The organism is Mucilaginibacter gossypii (genome assembly GCF_900100945.1).
GTDB lineage: Bacteria > Bacteroidota > Bacteroidia > Sphingobacteriales > Sphingobacteriaceae > Mucilaginibacter > Mucilaginibacter gossypii.
Window position 1 is genome coordinate 50,252 of sequence record NZ_FNCG01000018.1, and the last position, 17,640, is coordinate 67,891.

Consider the following 17,640-nt stretch of genomic DNA (forward strand, 5'->3'; position numbering starts at 1 on the left):
TATATACTTATTTGAGTAATTTGTATAACCTAACCTCCAAATTTCTACCGGCATGGACAAGCATTATGGGCAAATAGTTGAATTAGTCATCAGAAAAAAAGGGGTCAGTATAAGCCAACTGGCCAGAATGACAAACATGAACAGAAGATCTGTTTATAATTGGTTCAACCAAAAATATTTAAAGCAGGAAATTATTCATGAAATAGGTATATTAATTTCGCATGATTTTTCCGCAGAGTTTCCTGAATTATTTAGAAAAAGCGATTTTATGCAAACACAGGGTGGTTTTCATAGCGATTATCCGTCCGAAAATGCAAATGCTATCTGGAAGGACAAATACATTGAATTACTTGAGAAATACAATACCCTATTGAGAAGCAGGGTTGAAAGTAATCGACATTCTTAACCGGTCATAATCATACTTCCCTGATTTCAAATTCAATTACCCTTATAGGGTTCTTTTTTTATAGCCATCCAACTAATTAGGCTCTAAAGGCCTGGTGCTTGTGCACCAGGCCCTTTTGGAGGCAGATTCAATTAAATCTCATTAAAAATATAATATTTTAAACTCCAATTAAACCTTGGGGATATAGCACCATGTTTAGCGTTATGGTACCAGAATCTGTGATTGCCATGGAATATTAACCTTTTGATTGACGGTGTTGTGAAAAATTTGCTTCTCTTCCCTGCTATATACATCCATTTTTATGCTTTGGTCCTTATCTGTCGGAGTGATAGAAATTCCGAGTTGGTATTTGGTTTGATACCTGAAGCTATATGTTGCTGTTGTTGAGCTAATAGTATAGACATTCATTTTTCCAACTTCTCCAAACGACACGTTACATTCTCCACTGCAAGTTACAACAAGTTTGCCGTAACCATAATAGCTACCTTTATTTTGTATATCCTCATCTGATAATTTTTTACATCCTGAATTTGCAAAAAACGATACGGCCGCTAAAAATAAACACCCCACTCGTTTAATAAATGTAGTTACATTTAAAGCATTTGCACTCCCTTGGTTTAACATCCCTAGCTTTAATTTTTTGTCTAAAATTTCCATAATCTTGATCTTTTTTTAGTAAAAATAGCACATCAAAACCAACGAAGTGCCTCATACACAAAAGTGTATAACATTATGAGAATAATTGTAAATCCAACCCAGCATATCGTAATTGTATTTATAAATGAAGACCAATAATGAATTTTAGTACTTGCTTCCCGCTTAAAAAACGAGAAACCACCACAAAAAGCGGTCATTTATGAGCATATTATTGTATCAAATTGCGAGGTAGTAAATTGTAGATTTTCATTGTCGCGTTAGTTAAATTTGACTTCCATCGATATTTTAACCTTTTTACGCTACCCTTATGGAGGCATTAGTTACATCATTAGTATTATTAAATATAATTGTGTATGTCTATAACAAACAACACAGGGATATGCCGTAATGTCTGCCAATATTTTTAATTAGCTATCGGGCCACCAATAATGTAAATCTTTTTTGACCATTAATAAACAACAAATTATAGCCAACTATCAATATCTTAAATTTATGGAAAAGCATCACGGGCAAATTGTGGAATATAGAGTAAGAAAAAATGCTTATTGTATTAGTGATTTAGCCAAAGCTTGCAACATAAATCGGAGATCAGTATACAATTGGTTTAATTCGAAACGCCTAAAGGAAGAAATCATTCTCAGGATAGGATTAACAATAAAGCATGATTTCTCGCATGAGTTTCCGGAATTTTTCCATAGGGATGATTTTAAATCTATCTATCAAATGCAGGATGCCCCGGTAATTTATATCAGTAATTTTGCACAAAGCCAAAATGATTTTTGGAAAGAGAAATATTTACGCTTATTACAAGAATTCAATGACCTGATCCTGCAAGATCGTGCTTACCTATAATTTTCTATTGATTTATAGCTAATGCTGTTTTTTTCATTAGCCTAACACGTAACTTTCTACATGCGTAGTACGTATTAAGCTGTTAAAAAAACTGTAGTGAAACGGCTGTTAAATGCTTATAAAAGTCTTAAGATCATTCTAAAATCAGACAGCTATTGTTTAATTTCAACAACTAAAAATACTTACAATTGTGAAGGAGATATATCCGCCCAAAATTTTAGGATTATAATCGATGATGTACTTGACAATTTCAAAGGCCAGGAGGACACATTGAGCCAAGTAAAAGAAATTGTTAAAAACATTAATTTATAGATAGTCGAGGTTTTTACATTTTTTGTCTCCCCGGCAATATAATTATAAAGAGGTTTTACTTAATTTTAACATTCTCTATATAAAGAACTTCATCCTGATAATCATAATTGGTGCCTCTTGCACCTAAATGATCAGCACCTAAAATAAAGGCATTGGAAATAGGTGAGCCGTTTAAGTCGCGGGCTTTCCATATTCTCAATCCAATTTTACTTTGAAAGTTTCTTTTTCTCTCCATGTCGGATTTACCAACTTTTAAAACAAACGGATAATCTGGTTTAAAACAAACTGAATTTACACCCGTATTATAGCCATTAGGAAATAACATTTGCCTGGTACGCGGCATTGACACAAACAAAGGGAACATTTTATTTTTTGCAGGATAATAGTAACAGGTAGAATCAACGGCCTCGACGGAACAACAGCCGTGATAAGCGGCTATCTTAGTTATTCTTACGGATTTGCTCTGGTCGGCAACACTGAAACAGTTCCCTGTAACTTCATCAGAAAAAGGAACAAGCTTATTCCCATTTAAACCGTTATCAAAATTTTTAAAGCCTATTACGGTCCCGAAGCCCAACGTATTAACCACTCTTTGTAAATCTGGTTCCCAATCTCCCTCTACTTTATATTGCCATAAACCATTTAGATGAATATTGCAGTATGGCTCCGTTTTACTGTCGGTTTTTAAAACCAAAATCCCCTTTGTATTGATACAGGTAGCGCCTCTTAATTTCTGATAATTAAAATATCTTGATTGTACGGCCAAAAAATTTTGAGTTTTAAGCAGATATTTCCACCACGGGGCTTTGATGCGCTGTTCGATCTTAGCAGCGGTGAATTCGACTGTTATGTATACCTGGCCTGAAGGCGTGATTACTAAAGGATAAGTGCTTTGTATTTTGTCATCTTTTTTTATTGATTTAATATGCCAAAGTTCATCGTCAGATAGCGCCATACCTCTGATTATCAAATCAGAAGAAGCATTATTGATTAAACAGACAGTTACTTCCTTATGGTCGAAGGTTTTTTTGCGGATATCACTATTGGTAATACCGGATTTATGCACAAATGAAAATGCGAGAACATCATTATCAGGCAAGCCGTCAAGATTTTCAATTATAATTTTGCTACGCTCGTTAATTGGTGTTAAAACCGAAGAAAGCAGAACTTTTGACGTAGTTAAGTCGTGATTAGAATTTAGCGGTGAGAAATCTTTAAAATTGAACTTAAGAAAAACTGCAGTAGCTAAGTTAACTGCACCTAAAAATATCAGCGTGTAAAAAGCAATTTTTTCCTTCCTCGAAAAAATTAACACCATTGCCATAATAACCAAACTTAATACCCCAAGAACAAGCGGAACAAATGCATTTATTAAAGCGCCCAATTCGTCTTGTTCGACGTCAATAGCAGTGCAAATATCATAGGAAAACGTTATAATTATCAAAAGGAAAGACAATATTATTGGGATTGTAACGCTTTGGTATCGGGGTTTTTCCATGCTTCAAATGAATTGACTTAATTTACATCATTTTAAATAATTGCTGTAAGTTTTCTTTAATAAAAGGCTTTTTTATTTCCAATGTGTGCGTTTTTTATAATCTTTTGATTAAAAATATCCCTGGCATAAATAAAGTAATAACAAATTAATTATCGTTAAATGAAATTCAGCAAATATCCAGTAGCTGAATCGTTTGTATTCATTATTTTTTTAAACTCCCAGTTAAAAAGAGCTATTAACCCATAGTTTATCTTGCGTCAATTTCTTTTTTAAATAATATAAAAAACTGACTTACAGAAGATTATGCCTAAAAAATATCATGTATGGGAAAGTCTTTTTTTGTGAGCATTTTTGTATCATAAAACATTCACCTGATCCGGCAACTGTTAAAACACTAAATTTAATTTTCGTTTTAAGAAAATGAATACAATGAACGGAAAAATCTTACACCATTAGATTTTAAAAACGGTATTTCTTCATTTTCGGTCGGAATTTTGTATTGTAAAATGCAACTTATAATTATGGAGAAACATAACGGGCAAATTACGGAGTACATAGTACGGAAAAACGGTTATAATATCAGTGACTTAGCACGGGCATTGCAGATAAATCGCCGCTCTTGCTACAATTGGTTTCAACAAAAGAATCTTCCTCCGCCAAATATCCGAAAGATAGGCCTTGTTATAAGACACGATTTTTCGAAAGAATTTCCCGAATATTTTGTTCCCGCCGACTTCGCTATTTTAGGACAATCTGATTTATTTATTAATAACAATTGTTGCAATGGTGCGGATAGGATAAATAACTGGCAAAAAAAATATCAGACGCTATTAAACGATTTCAATAGCTACCTGCGTTCTATCGAATTTAATGAATTGGCAGATGAGGGGGCAGATAAGCCCCGGGACGAGTTTAAATAAATTACAGGTTTCACAAATCACTTGTTCCCCGAATAATTTGATGTTTTACTTGAGTTGAGGAGCTTATTTAATGTCATAGCCTTCGCGGTTTCTGCAACTGTCTCCGCCAGTACTTTTTTATAATCCTCCCGCAAACCCTTGCCAACAGTAATCCGACATGAAACAATCTTTATTAATCGCATTCATACTTTTATTGGGTCAAATCACATTTGCTCAAAAAAAGTACCAACACTTTATGAAATGATTGGAAAGTTGTCATCGCCCATGATAGCATTTACAGCGCGAAAATCTATCAGGATTCCATCGCCGTTTGTCAAGTTGAAAAGAAAACGAATACGCCACGTTTAACATTCATTTATCTTAATAAGTCCAAGGCTCCTTTAGAACAAAAGTGTATTCATGCATTTCATGCAAATAAAGTCTGGATTAAGGGTATAGTATAGTTTGGGGAACAGAAGAATTCCCATTAATTATCTCGTATGATTTAGATAATTTTAGTTTGACAAAATGATAAATATAAATTAAGACCGGGTCTACGGGCGAACTCGGACAATCGTCTTACCCTTAGCCTGACCGGGCGAGTTATAGACGGCTACCGCATCGTCAAGCGTAACAATGTTACCGGTATTCGTTTTCAAACATCCATCCCGGAATCGTTTCACGATCTCACTTAATTGAGCGCGGTCTGCTTCCACGACGAAATCAATACTCAAGACTCCGTTGGCCTGTTCCTCATTCCAGCCGGTAATGGACACGAACTTTCCGCCGGGACGGATTACACCCAGGGAACGCTTCGCGATATCGCCGCCGAGGGCATCAATAACCAGATCTACCTGGCCAATGTCTTCTAACGTATCATTATCCAGGTCAACGAATTCATTGGAGCCGAAGTTGAACGCCGCTTCACGGTGAGCAGCCCGACCAGTGCCGATGACGTACGCACCGGCCTCACGTGCGAGTTGGACAGTCATCGATCCAACGATACCAGCCGCTCCATGCGCCAGGACTCTTTGCCCTGCCTGAAGTTGGCCGTGATCAAAAAGCGCTTGCCATGCAGTTAAGCCAGACATCACGAGCGCATTGCCATCATTGAACTCAACATCGTCTGGTAATGGTGCAAGGTTGCGCGCTTCAATGGCCACGTATTCTGCCAACGAACCATTGCGATACCAATCCTGAAGGCCGAAAACCCGTTGTCCTACTGACAATCCCGTTGTGCCATAGCCAAGCGCTGTTACCACCCCTGCCAGTTCGTGTCCCGGGATCGAAGGCGTCCGGTCACGACCAGTACGATCGGTCCAGGTCGACGGCCATGACAGCTCGTCCCCGGTAATACTGGCCGCGTAAACCTGAACGATGACCTCGTTGATGGCCGGCTGCGGCTCTGGCAACTCCACCAGTTTCATTCCGGCTAATCCAGCATCCTGATCTGTTACAACAATTGCTTTCATAATACACCTCCTTTTTATTGATCAGCAACCACTTAAAAGAAGTGATGTTGCTGATCATTGGTTTTTTTATTTTTTTATTTTTTAGCGTTAATCCATATTATAATCCAGACATTCCCGGAGATTACTTTGCTATAGTGAGATCGAGCCGGCAGGCAATACCGGCGGAAAATCCTTTTCAGGATCAGACACGTTATTGATAAAATTCGTCAGGGAGTACATGGCTACCAGGCCAACGATCTCCATAATATTTGCATCTGTGTGGCCTGCGTCCCGTACTACGCCTAAATCGGCGTCGCTAACTTTGCCACGGGTCTCGATCACTTTTTTCGCAAACTGAACGGCGACGTCACGTTTCGGTTTATAATTCTAAATCAGCAAATAAGTGCAGATCAGACAGGAAATAGTTCGAGATTTATACAATAAGGATTACTTTTTCAGGCAAGTTGTCAATTTTATTGGCAACTTTTTTTTAGCAACTTGTCTTTTAAATTATCGATAATAAACCTGAGTTTCAGCACGGCTTACCTCGGTCGGCGTAACCGATTTCAAGAATCAATAAGTCAAAAGAAGATATAAGCCTGAGCCAGATCAAATCCCTTTCGGTTCTGGCCTTCAAGAATGCCTCCCCTAATTGGGTTCGAACCAATAGATAATTGGATTAGCGATTCATTAATGAATAACGCTTAAATGGCCTAATATATTCATCAAGTTACATCACTTGCGTATTCTAAAATCTGCAAAGATTTTAAAAAGCTCTTTTGATTATGAAATCAGCAAAATTATAACCCCTGATTTAAAAACCTATAAGAGTGTTCGATAATCGAGCATTTTGAGTAGACAAAAATGTCAACATAAATTGATTTCAAATAAAAACGAAGAAAAGGAACCCTGTTTTTATGTTCCCCATAGAGCTATACAGCGCTAAAACTATTTGATTTTCAATTCATTAAAAATAAAAGCAGCGACATTAACTGTTCGATAGGACTCCCTCCGCCTCCACTTTTTTTTTAGAATTTATATAATAATACTTTATAAGTAACTTAAGACCAGGTCAGGTTCTTGAATAAAAGCATCCCATTCAAATTCACATAAAAGCATTTAATTAACCTGTTTGAATTAAATAATAACAGAGCTTGCTTAATGACGCAATTTTTTGTCATTGCACCCGGAACCTATCAGTTGTTAGGCATTACATAACTAACTTCGGCAGACTTATTCATCATTTGATGGATCGCCCTCTTGGGGCTATTGCTTCTGGCTTCCTACCTGTGGGGCGCTGTGCACCTGCAGCATGGGCAAAATATACTTTTCCCCGCAGCGATTAAAGCCCTGATATGTCCCTGCGCTTTTTTGGAGATCTCTCTGGATGTGTCCCGGATTACCTGAAAAAATACAGAGATCAGCCTACAAAGAACAGTAATTAGGCTACAAAGCAAAAGGCTTGTTCCCTGAACTTTGCTTTCATCAAATAAAATATAGTATGACACAGCAAACGAATAAAATATGGTTCATCACTGGCGCTTCGCGCGGTCTGGGACGTATATGGACAGAAGCGGCATTAGAGCGCGGAGATCTGGTGGCCGCTACGGCCCGCGAACTGAGCAGCATCGCTGCATTAAAAGAACAATATGGTGATCGGGTATTGATACTGGAACTCGACGTGACTAACCCTGCTCAGGTTAAAGAAGTCGTAAATAAAGCTCATGAGCATTTTGGCCGGTTGGACATCGTGTTGAATAACGCGGGCTACCCCCTGATCGGGACGATCGAGGACGGCAGTGCCGGCGATATCCGCGCCCTGTACGAAACCAACGTGATAGGCCCTGTAAGTGTGATCCAGGCGGCTTTGCCGCTGCTGCGTGGGCAGGGTTACGGACATATCCTGGGTACTTCCAGTAACCTGGGCCATCTGGCCATGCCGATCCTGGGCTATTACTGTTCGTCCAAATGGGCGTTTGAAGCTATCCATGAAAGCCTGGCCCTGGAAGTGGCGCAGTTCGGTATCAAAGTCACCATCATTGAACCTGGCGCATATGCAACCGAATTTGGTAGCGATCAGATCCCGACGGTTTTCGAAGGAAATCCGGTGTACCACGATTTTAAAGCGAAATTCATGGAGGGAATAAAAGGCATGGAGAGAGGCAACCCGGCCGCCACCCCGCAGGCTCTGTTCAAAGTGGTGGACTCTGAAAATCCGCCGCTACGTTTTAACCTTGGTAGCCATAACCTAACCGGCCTGAAAACTGCCTACGCGGAGCGCATTGCCACCTGGGAAGCCTGGGATGAAGTTTCGCGCTCTGCGCAATGAAATTACAAAATACGGACACCAGCCACTGCAAATTACGGCTTGGTGTCCTTAACTTAGCTATGATGAAAAAGGATGAGAACCCGCCATTGAAACTTGAGTCGCTGACCGAGGCGCACCGGATGTTCGGCTTACCGCAGCCTAAACACCCGCTGATCAGCCTGATTAACGGTGCACACACGGTATTGGAAGGCAAATTACCCACCCGGCATGTGCTGGCCTATTACAAGATCGCCTACAAGCCCAGGTTGGGCGGTAAGTTGAAATATGGCCAGGGCTATTATGATTTTGATAACGGCGGTTTGTTATTCGCCGCACCGGGGCAGATCATCGGCGGTAACGACCTGGAGGGGACGGTGTGCTCAGAGTACACTCTCATCATCCACCCGGATTTCTTTTTGGGGTACCCACTGGCTAAAAAGATCAAGCAATATGGCTTCTTTTCCTACAGCACCAACGAAACACTGCATCTCTCGGAAGAAGAAAAAAACACGGTCCTGGCTATCTTTAGCTTTATGGAAAAGGAACTCGAAGGCCGGATCGACGACTTCAGCCAGGAGGTGATGATCTCCCAGATTGAACTGCTGCTCAGTTATGCCAACCGTTTTTATAAGCGGCAGTTCCTGACGCGCAAAGCGGCCAACACCGACATCCTGCAACGGTTGGAGGAAACACTGGATACGTATTTCAATGATGAACTGACGTTGAGCCACGGAATCCCTACCGTTGCCTACCTGGCCGAAAAACTGAACCTTTCGCCTAACTACCTGAGTGACATGCTGCGATCACTGACCGGGCAAAGCGCCCAACAGCACATTCATGATCATCTCATTGAAAAAGCGAAGGAAAAATTATCTACCACAAGCCTGTCGGTCAACCAGGTGGCTTATGCTTTAGGTTTTGAGCATTCACAGTCGTTCAGTAAGCTATTTAAGACCAGGACGAATCTTTCGCCGCTGGAATTCAGGAAATCTTTTAATTAGCAACTTGCCTGTTATCCGCTGTCATTTTAATAATTACACATTTGGCAGATAATAGTTGCCCCCTTTTTTACAGCTACCAGAATTGCCAGTTGTTCTGCAACTTGAACTAACGAGACTGCAGTAGCCAGAAACTTCAGATTTGCACAGAAACGCCCTTTTTCAAATTACCTGCTCCCAAATATTCTTTGCCATCCTTAAGGACGACAACTTTTAAATTGGCAACCTCCTTATTAATGGGATAACTGCCCTCCTGGGTAACCACACGCAGCGTAATTTCGTGGCCGCTTTTTGCTGCCTTGAATTTGATTTTGCTGTACTGCTTTTTCTTAAATCCCAACCTTCGTCCTTATCCCAGTAAAGTTCGCCCGTAGCGTTGTCTTTTGCATCTGGATTAATATATAGCGTTAAAGTCTTCAACGATTTCTCGCCTGTATTTTGATAACTGGAGAAACTGTTTTGATTGGCCCCGTCTTCACCAATTTTATTTAAAGTTTTGACTGATAAATAAAGGCGGTCAAAATCAAATTGGCCTGCAGGGGTCAATCTGTTATGGTTTATCCAGCCATTTGATAAGTCAAAATATCTTGGCACATGATATGAGATCGCACGCGATATTATTGTTCGGAAATTAACATCTTATGTCGGATTAATTATCTGACTTTAACATGCATTTACTGTAATTAATTAAACTTAGTTGTATTATGCTCGAACCAATTTTTAAACGAAAATAAAATTCATTCTTTTGTTACTTTTTAAACTCTCATAACTTACATTTATTTGTATTTACAGGTGTTAGGACCAAGATTATGTCAAAGAGAAATGATGCTTCTTTACAAAAAATTACCGCTGCTGGTGGGAGTTACGTAGAAAAAACCAAGGGCCAGGTAAAAACCAAGAAACACGACTTGCAATACCGTGTGCTGTTTGACAAAAGCCCGTTACCAATGCTCATATATGAGTTATCTAGTTATAGAATACTTGATGTAAATGAGATGGCTGTCTTACATTACGGATATAGCAAGGCCGAATTTTTAAACATGACTATACATGATTACAGGCCTCAAAAAGATGTTGAAGAGGTTAATAAGATACTTAATGGCCTTATTGATAAAAATCGGGCATACCAATTTGGGGTATATGAGCATTTAAAAAAAAACAACACGACTATTAACGTTGAAGTTTCGGGTTACGCCATCACTTATGACGACAAAGAATGCATGATGGTTGTATTTAACGATATTACCGAAAAGGAAATTAGCTTGAAGAAGATAAAAGATAACGAACAAAAGCTATTGGATAGCCAACAGCAGTTATCGCTTATATATAACAATGTTAAAGATGTAATTTTTGTGATTAGCATTGAAGCGGACGGGAAGTTTAAATTCCTATCTGTAAACCAAGCCTTTACCGACATAACAGGAATTCAGGAAAGTGATGTTATAGGAAAATACATTGACTATATAATTCCCGAACCATCTTTAACCCTGGCGGTGTCTAAGTATAAACAGGCGATAAGTAGTAAAGAAAAAATTACCTGGACAGAAACAACACCATACCCTACAGGCACAAAAATAGGGGAAGTAACAGTTACACCAATTTTTGACCAATACAATAATTGTGTGCAACTGGTAGGGTCGGTACACGATATTACCGAATTGAAAAAAGAAGAACGACAGCTGAGATTGTTGGAATCTGTGATTACTAATACCAACGATTCGGTAATTATAATGGAGGCTGAGCCATTTGATGAGCAGGGACCACGTATCATATATGTTAATAATGCATTTACTAAAATGACGGGATATACTGCTGCCGAGGTTCTGGGTAAATCGCCAAGAATTCTGCAGGGGCCGAGCAGTGATTGGGCCGAGTTGGCACGACTTAATGAGGCAATCCGTAATTGGCTATCCTGTGAGATCACAATTATCAATTATAAAAAGAGTGGCGAGCAATTTTGGATAAACACTTCTATTACGCCCATAGCAAATGAAAAGGGTAGGTTTACTCATTGGATTGCGATTGAGCGGGATGTTACAGAGCAAAAATTAGCAGAGCAAAAATTAAACAGTTCTTACAAGGAAAGAAATGAAATACTGGAAAGTATTGGCGATGGCTTTTTTGCGATGGACAAAAATTGGGTAGTAAACTATTGGAATAAAAGGGCCGAAATTATTCTGGAAAAGCCTCGCGAAGAAGTTATTGGACGAGACCTGAGAGATATTTATCCCGATATACCAGGACGCGCTACTTACGAGCACTACAAAAAAGCGTTTAAAGAAAAAACTGTACAATCGTTTGAAACATTAAGCCCTGCCGTGAATAGGTGGTTTGACGTAATGGTTTACCCATCCGAAAACGGATTGTCGGTGTATTTTAAGGACATTACCGAAAGGTTGCTTCATTCCAAAGCTATAGAGCAACAAAATGAAAAATTAAGGACAGTTGCCTGGATGCAATCCCACTTAACCCGGCCTCATGTTGCAAATTTATTGGGCTTAATGAATGTTTTGAAAAACGAGGAATTAACAGAGGCTGAAAAGGGGGAGGTATTAAATCATTTGTTAACTGCAGTTAATAAGTTAGATGCAATAATATTAGAAATCGTTGAAAATGCTGAGGAAATAAAATACAAATAACAATTCTGAAATGAAAGTCTGCAAAGGTGAATAACTTTAAACGGCAAAAATTTTATATAATCGTTTTGATAATCAGCAGTTTTACCGCTAACAAGTTCATCTACAGGTCACCGGAACAAAGCGATTAATGGTTTATTTTGATCGGGCTAAAATTATAAAAAACTTGTAAATAATTGACTTGCAGAAATTTCTCTCTAATTCAAAAATACTTAGCGGTGGGATTGAGTCGTTCTTGGCGGTGCCGGTGATATAAATATAGGCGCCTTGCCGGACAAATAATTTGATAATAGCTAAAGCCATCTCTCTGTTGCGCCGGTTGTTTGTGCAGTTTTTTTGCTTTCGCCAGTTTTTCCAATGGGGCAAATTCATTTTTGCTCAATTAGCGAGGCGGAGAGCGTAGCATTTAAAATAGTTCAAACACGCCTAACCTTTTATACGTTTAACAGCCGGGCTCCGGTAGAGGATCTTAAAGCGACGATCCAGTAATGTTACGCCGAGGTCACTCCTGTCAAAAATTTTCGAAAAGGCAGCTTCCAGTATCTGATTTTACTTATCGATGAAGTGGCCGTACATGGCCGGGTTTTTAATCAGGTAATGAAAAGCAATGATATGTCATTATCCGACAAACAATATCAGAAAAAATAAAAACAACCCGGGGGCCTGAATCTCACATAAACAACTTTTTAAAATAAATGGCGTATAGAAGTGTATTCTTGCGCTCCAAGTACCTGTTCATCATGCAAAACCCTAAATTAAACTACTTCTTTGTTCGGTACTGCCGACGTATTCCTCACTTGTGGAACTCATTAATTGGCGATTCCTCAAATTTCTCGCTTGAATCACGTATATTTCATTCAATCAGCCTAAGCCTGATGGTTTTGGCCGCCTGTTATATTCCATACAATCTTGTCGCGGGTCTGAAAGTAGCAGCTGTATCATGCCTGTTGATTGGCACCGTTTTCCTACATCAATTCTATTTCTCCAGATTCAGGAGCAAACCGCATAGTAATGTCATATTCGGAATAACCGGACTTTTCATATTTTCAGTAAACTATTTTTCCAACGCCGGCATCAGCGGTTCCACAGACCTCATCTGGCCGTCTTACTTGTTACTCGTGTTTGCCATCTCGCCATACCGGCAGCACCTTGCCTGGCTTTCAACATATGTCATCGTTTTTATATTGATCCACTTGGCCGAATACCTCGATCCTTCCCTGGTGAGCCATCCTTTCGTGCAGGGCGAGGGCCAGGTCCTTGACCGGATCACGGCGTTTCCCATTCCTGTGCTGGCGATTTATATCATAATCAAATTTATCAGGAAAAATTATGATAAAGAAAGAAGCGAGGTATCGGAAAAAACGAAGTCCATCGAATTAAGAAACGAGCAAATGCTGCAACACAAAGAACAGCTTGAAAAAAGCAACGCAGAAAAGAGCAAACTTATGTCGATCATTTCACATGACCTACGAGCGCCCCTGATCAATATCCAAAATTATCTGGAACTATTAAGCGAGGATCAATTGGACAGCCAGGATAGGGAAATGCTGGAAAACAGTTTGAAAAACGCCACCCGCGATACGATCAACATGTTGTCTAACCTGTTAAACTGGTCAAGGACACAAATGACAGGCCCCGTTGTTCACCTCACCGCGCTTAACTTGCTGGGTACCCTCCTGCCAACACTGGAAATGGAACGTTCATTGGCTGCAGTAAAAAAGATAGATCTTAGATGGGACATTGCATCCGGGCTTACCGCGACCGGCGACAAAGACATGCTTGAGCTGGTGATCCGCAACCTGATCAGCAATGCGATCAAATTTACCCGACCGAACGGTCTCATTTTAATCCGTGGAAGCATATCCGGTGCTGATTGTAAGCTAGAAGTAAACGACAATGGAGTTGGTATACCATCGGACAAGAGAGCAGGTCTTTTCTCTCCGGTTACCGAACCCGCTTACGGTACAGAAAACGAACGGGGTATTGGCCTCGGCTTGGTGCTTTGTAAAGATTTCATGGAACGCCAGGGCGGCAGGCTTAATTATGAAAGCACTGTCGGAACAGGTTCCAGTTTTTTTATTTTTCTCCCCCTGTCTGAACAGGTGCCCAACCTGCCGGACCGTGCCAGGTAATAATGAGCCATAATATGGGCGTAAAAAAAGGCCCATTTACGTATGTAAATGAGCCCTATAAAAGCGGGTAAGCAATGGGGCTCGAACCCACGACCCCCAGAACCACAATCTGGTGCTCTAACCAACTGAGCTATGCCTACCGTTTTGTTTTTCGAGTGTGCAAAAATAGAAATCTCCCGGTTAATTGCAAACTCTTTTTTAAAATTACATTAAGCTTACCCGTTTAATTTAGAATGATTATGCTTAATAAGTATTTTTGTAACTATGGCTGAGCAATTGATAGAACTAAATGTGACCGGCATGCATTGTAATAATTGCGCAATGTCCGTCCATAAATTCCTCGAAAAAAAAGGTTTACACAATATCCTGGTTGATTTTGCCGGCGAAGAGGTAAAATTTTCAACCAACGATGAAACCCGGCTGCCTGAAATAAAAAAAGGGATAGAAAGTTTAGGTTTTAAAGTTGTCGAGGATCTCAGCACCCATTCGGTACCGTTTTACGAACGGGTAGAAAACAAATTTATCTTCTGCGCCATCTTTACCGCACCACTTTTGCTGCACATGATATTACCCTGGCATTTTCTGCATCAGCCCATAATTCAATTGTTGTTATGCCTTCCGGTTTTTATAGTTGGATGTTTACACTTTGGCAAAAGCGCCATTAGTTCAATAAAGGGAGGTGTCCCTAATATGGATGTGCTCATTTTTGTGGGCTCAACATCGGCATTTATATATAGCCTTATCGGCACAATACAAAACCTCGGCCCTCAATACCAGTTTTACGAAACTTGCGCCACCATTATTACCCTGGTGTTGTTAGGTAATGTGTTCGAAAAACGTTCGGTGAGTCAAACTACCTCGGCTGTAAAAGACCTCATCAAATTTCAGGAAGTGAATGCCAATCGCATCATAAATGGAAGCGTTGAAATAATCAATGCCAAAGAGGCGCGCCCTGGTGATACATTACTGGTTAATGAAGGCGATAAAATACCTGTTGACGGCGAGATCCTTTCAGGCCAGGGTTCGGTTAATGAGGCCATGCTCACAGGCGAAAGTATCCCGGTTGAAAAACAAAAATACGATAAGGTTATTGGCGGTACTATATTGCTTAATGGCAATTTCCATATGCTGGCAACCCGTGTTGGCTCAAATACCATTCTTGCGCAGATCATCGACTTGATGAAGAAAGCCCAGGCGGCTAAACCACCTGTTCAAAAACTCGGTGATAAGGTTGCGGCTGTATTTGTCCCTGCGGTAATACTGATAGCATTGACCACCTTTATGCTCACTTACTTTGTTGGCGGTTCGGGTTTACAACATGCTATCATGAATGCTATTGCTGTGCTGGTTATATCTTGTCCATGTGCCATGGGTTTAGCCACGCCCACTGCTGTTATGGTTGGTTTAGGCCGGGCGGCTAAGAACGGCATCCTGGTAAAAGGCGGAGATACGATTGAAGCCGTTACTAATACCAGATATGTAGTTTTTGATAAAACAGGCACACTTACAACCGGCAAGTTTACCGTTAATGAGATCAGGATTGAGAATGGTGCGGATATAGAACACATCAGGGGCATGATCACTGCCATTGAGGAGCGATGTAATCATCCGATAGCCAAATCGCTTGTAAACGGTTTAAAAGAATTACCACAGCAAAAGCTCATTTTAAAATCGGTTAAAGAAGAAAAAGGCTTGGGTATGCGTGCAGAAGATATCCACGGCAATAATTACTTTTTGGGTACAGCGAAAACCAACCACCAAGCCAATTTCAACATTGTGCTGTATAAAAACCAGGTACTGATGGCGCAAATTGCTGTCGATGATCAGGTAAAACCTGAAGCCGCCACGCTTATAACTCAACTTAAACAAATGGGTATTATCCCGGTACTGTTGAGCGGTGATAAAAAAGACCGTTGTCTTAGCGTAGCTCATCAATTAGGTATCACAGAGGTTCATGGCGAAAAACTTCCCGAAGAAAAACTGAAAGTGATTGACATTTATAAACAAAAAGGTAAAACCATTATGATAGGTGACGGCATTAACGATGCTCCTGCCCTAACCCATGCCGATGTTGGCATATCAATGAATGATGCCAGTCAGGTGGCAATTCAGTCGGCCAATGTAGTATTATTAAATACCGACCTGCATTCGGTGATCAAGTTTTTACAGATCAGCAGGCATACGCTGCTTACCATAAAACAAAACCTTTTTTGGGCCTTTGCCTATAATATCATAGCTATCCCTGTGGCAGCAATGGGTTTCCTTAATCCTATGGTTGGCGCACTCACCATGGCGTTTTCGGACGTGGTAGTGATTGGGAACTCATTGAGACTGAAGATTAAGAAAGTCGATAGACCATAGTCTATAGCCCATAGTTTCTATTTGCTTTAGATCAATGCAACGTATGATTTAAAGTTTCTTACTTTTGCCATGGACTATCAACTATCGTCCATGGACTTAAGATATGATCGAGATTTTTACAGACGGAGCTTCAAGCGGAAATCCGGGACCGGGTGGATATGGTGTGATCTTGCGTTCGGGACAGCATTATAAAGAGCTATCCGAAGGTTTCCGGAAAACTACCAATAACCGGATGGAGCTACTTGCTGTGATCAAAGGCCTGGAAGCGCTGAAAGCGCCCAATCAAAATGTAATGATCTTTTCCGACTCCAAATATGTTATTGACGCTATCGAAAAACGCTGGGTTAATGGTTGGGTAGCAAAAGGGTTCGCAGGCAAAAAAAACAAAGATCTGTGGATGCGCTATTTGGAGATCAGCAAGCTTCATAAAATTAAATTCACCTGGGTGCGTGGGCATAACGGGCACCCCGAAAATGAGCGTTGCGACCAATTGGCAGTAGCTGCTGGTAAACGCCCTCCCCTGCTCATTGATTCGGTTTTTGAGGCGGAGAATGCAAGGGCGGGGATGGTTTAGCTTTGCGGGAGACGCAATTATGCGTCTCTACATCAAAACTTTCACCCCGCCAATTCAATTATCTGCAGATCCTGGATCTTGTCACCATCAATATTAAATCTCAACAACGTACGCACCTTATGCCAGCCCTGCTTACCGGCAGCGCCGGGGTTCATGTGCAGGCAGTTGATCTTTTTATCAAACATCACTTTTAATATGTGCGAATGGCCGGTAATAAATAATTGAGGCGGATTGCTGTAAATCTCAGCCTTGATATTTTGGCTGTACCTGCCGGGATAGCCCCCGATATGGGTCATCCATACATCTACTTCTTCGCATTTAAAGCGTAAATGTTCGGGGTAAACTATACGTACGTCTTTATCATCTATATTGCCGTATACGCCTTTTAAACGTTTAAAAGCAGCAAGTTTATCAGCCAGTTCAATGGTACCAAAATCGCCGGCATGCCAAATCTCGTCGCAGTTTTCAAAATGTTTAAAAACGGCATCGTCAAGGTAGCTGTGGGTATCGGAAATGAGGCCTATGCGGGTCATGGGGCAAAGTTAGGATTTAATTA

15 protein-coding genes and 1 tRNA gene are annotated in these 17,640 nt (G+C 40.4%); 9 read left to right on the forward strand and 7 right to left on the reverse strand.

Annotated features, from left to right (window positions below):
• The first annotated feature begins 52 nt into the window (after positions 1-52).
• Positions 53-406 (forward strand): helix-turn-helix domain-containing protein, encoded by a 354-nt coding sequence (locus BLS28_RS25175; RefSeq protein ID WP_091174239.1) that lies wholly within the window; start codon positions 53-55, stop codon positions 404-406.
• A gap of 201 nt (positions 407-607) precedes the next feature.
• On the opposite strand, the gene BLS28_RS25180 is transcribed toward BLS28_RS25175, so the two are convergent.
• On the reverse strand, positions 608-1,063 hold the full coding sequence (locus BLS28_RS25180; protein ID WP_091174241.1) for a hypothetical protein: 456 nt from the start codon (positions 1,061-1,063) through the stop codon (positions 608-610).
• A 492-nt stretch (positions 1,064-1,555) separates the two neighbouring features.
• Here BLS28_RS25180 and BLS28_RS25185 point away from each other — a divergent pair, with 492 nt between their 5' ends.
• Positions 1,556-1,915, forward strand: a complete 360-nt coding sequence (locus BLS28_RS25185; RefSeq protein ID WP_143020868.1) for a hypothetical protein — start codon at positions 1,556-1,558, stop codon at positions 1,913-1,915.
• 367 nt (positions 1,916-2,282) lie between these two features.
• On the opposite strand, the gene BLS28_RS25195 is transcribed toward BLS28_RS25185, so the two are convergent.
• Complete coding sequence (locus BLS28_RS25195; RefSeq protein ID WP_091174249.1) at positions 2,283-3,725, reverse strand: hypothetical protein; 1,443 nt, start codon at positions 3,723-3,725, stop codon at positions 2,283-2,285.
• A gap of 521 nt (positions 3,726-4,246) precedes the next feature.
• Here BLS28_RS25195 and BLS28_RS25200 point away from each other — a divergent pair.
• Positions 4,247-4,645, forward strand: coding sequence for a helix-turn-helix domain-containing protein (locus BLS28_RS25200; protein WP_143020869.1), 399 nt, complete (start codon positions 4,247-4,249; stop codon positions 4,643-4,645).
• 533 nt (positions 4,646-5,178) lie between these two features.
• Here BLS28_RS25200 and BLS28_RS25205 read toward each other — a convergent pair.
• Together BLS28_RS25205 and BLS28_RS25210 are read right to left on the reverse strand one after the other, a co-directional pair.
• The gene (locus BLS28_RS25205; RefSeq protein WP_091174255.1) at positions 5,179-6,096 is read right to left on the reverse strand and encodes an NADP-dependent oxidoreductase; all 918 of its coding nucleotides are present in this window, start codon (positions 6,094-6,096) and stop codon (positions 5,179-5,181) included.
• A gap of 129 nt (positions 6,097-6,225) precedes the next feature.
• Positions 6,226-6,417 (reverse strand): carboxymuconolactone decarboxylase family protein, encoded by a 192-nt coding sequence (locus tag BLS28_RS25210; protein WP_218134511.1) that lies wholly within the window; start codon positions 6,415-6,417, stop codon positions 6,226-6,228.
• A 1,159-nt stretch (positions 6,418-7,576) separates the two neighbouring features.
• Between BLS28_RS25210 and BLS28_RS25215 the strand changes: the two genes are divergently transcribed.
• Together BLS28_RS25215 and BLS28_RS25220 are read left to right on the forward strand one after the other, a co-directional pair.
• Positions 7,577-8,404, forward strand: a complete 828-nt coding sequence (locus tag BLS28_RS25215; protein WP_091174258.1) for an SDR family NAD(P)-dependent oxidoreductase — start codon at positions 7,577-7,579, stop codon at positions 8,402-8,404.
• A gap of 62 nt (positions 8,405-8,466) precedes the next feature.
• Complete coding sequence (locus BLS28_RS25220; RefSeq protein WP_091174491.1) at positions 8,467-9,384, forward strand: helix-turn-helix domain-containing protein; 918 nt, start codon at positions 8,467-8,469, stop codon at positions 9,382-9,384.
• Between the two features lie 133 nt (positions 9,385-9,517).
• Here BLS28_RS25220 and BLS28_RS25225 read toward each other — a convergent pair whose 3' ends face one another.
• Entirely contained in the window at positions 9,518-9,721 is a 204-nt protein-coding gene (locus tag BLS28_RS25225; RefSeq protein WP_091174262.1) for a DUF5110 domain-containing protein, read from the reverse strand.
• Between the two features lie 469 nt (positions 9,722-10,190).
• On the opposite strand from BLS28_RS25225, the gene BLS28_RS25230 reads away from it, so the two are divergent.
• Together BLS28_RS25230 and BLS28_RS25240 are read left to right on the forward strand one after the other, a co-directional pair.
• Positions 10,191-12,020, forward strand: a complete 1,830-nt coding sequence (locus tag BLS28_RS25230; RefSeq protein ID WP_091174265.1) for a PAS domain-containing protein — start codon at positions 10,191-10,193, stop codon at positions 12,018-12,020.
• A gap of 692 nt (positions 12,021-12,712) precedes the next feature.
• Positions 12,713-14,149 carry a sensor histidine kinase gene (locus BLS28_RS25240; protein ID WP_256337531.1) on the forward strand — a complete coding sequence of 479 codons (1,437 nt, stop codon included), beginning with the start codon at positions 12,713-12,715 and terminating at the stop codon, positions 14,147-14,149.
• Between the two features lie 66 nt (positions 14,150-14,215).
• On the opposite strand, the gene BLS28_RS25245 is transcribed toward BLS28_RS25240, so the two are convergent.
• A tRNA-His gene (locus tag BLS28_RS25245) sits at positions 14,216-14,289 on the reverse strand.
• A 124-nt stretch (positions 14,290-14,413) separates the two neighbouring features.
• Between BLS28_RS25245 and BLS28_RS25250 the strand changes: the two genes are divergently transcribed.
• Together BLS28_RS25250 and rnhA are read left to right on the forward strand one after the other, a co-directional pair.
• Positions 14,414-16,510 carry a heavy metal translocating P-type ATPase gene (locus BLS28_RS25250; protein ID WP_176844566.1) on the forward strand — a complete coding sequence of 699 codons (2,097 nt, stop codon included), beginning with the start codon at positions 14,414-14,416 and terminating at the stop codon, positions 16,508-16,510.
• 103 nt (positions 16,511-16,613) lie between these two features.
• Positions 16,614-17,084, forward strand: a complete 471-nt coding sequence (rnhA, locus tag BLS28_RS25255) for a ribonuclease HI (protein WP_090533387.1) — start codon at positions 16,614-16,616, stop codon at positions 17,082-17,084.
• A 41-nt stretch (positions 17,085-17,125) separates the two neighbouring features.
• On the opposite strand, the gene BLS28_RS25260 is transcribed toward rnhA, so the two are convergent.
• Positions 17,126-17,617 carry a metallophosphoesterase family protein gene (locus BLS28_RS25260; RefSeq protein ID WP_091174273.1) on the reverse strand — a complete coding sequence of 164 codons (492 nt, stop codon included), beginning with the start codon at positions 17,615-17,617 and terminating at the stop codon, positions 17,126-17,128.
• Between the last annotated feature and the right edge of the window lie 23 nt (positions 17,618-17,640).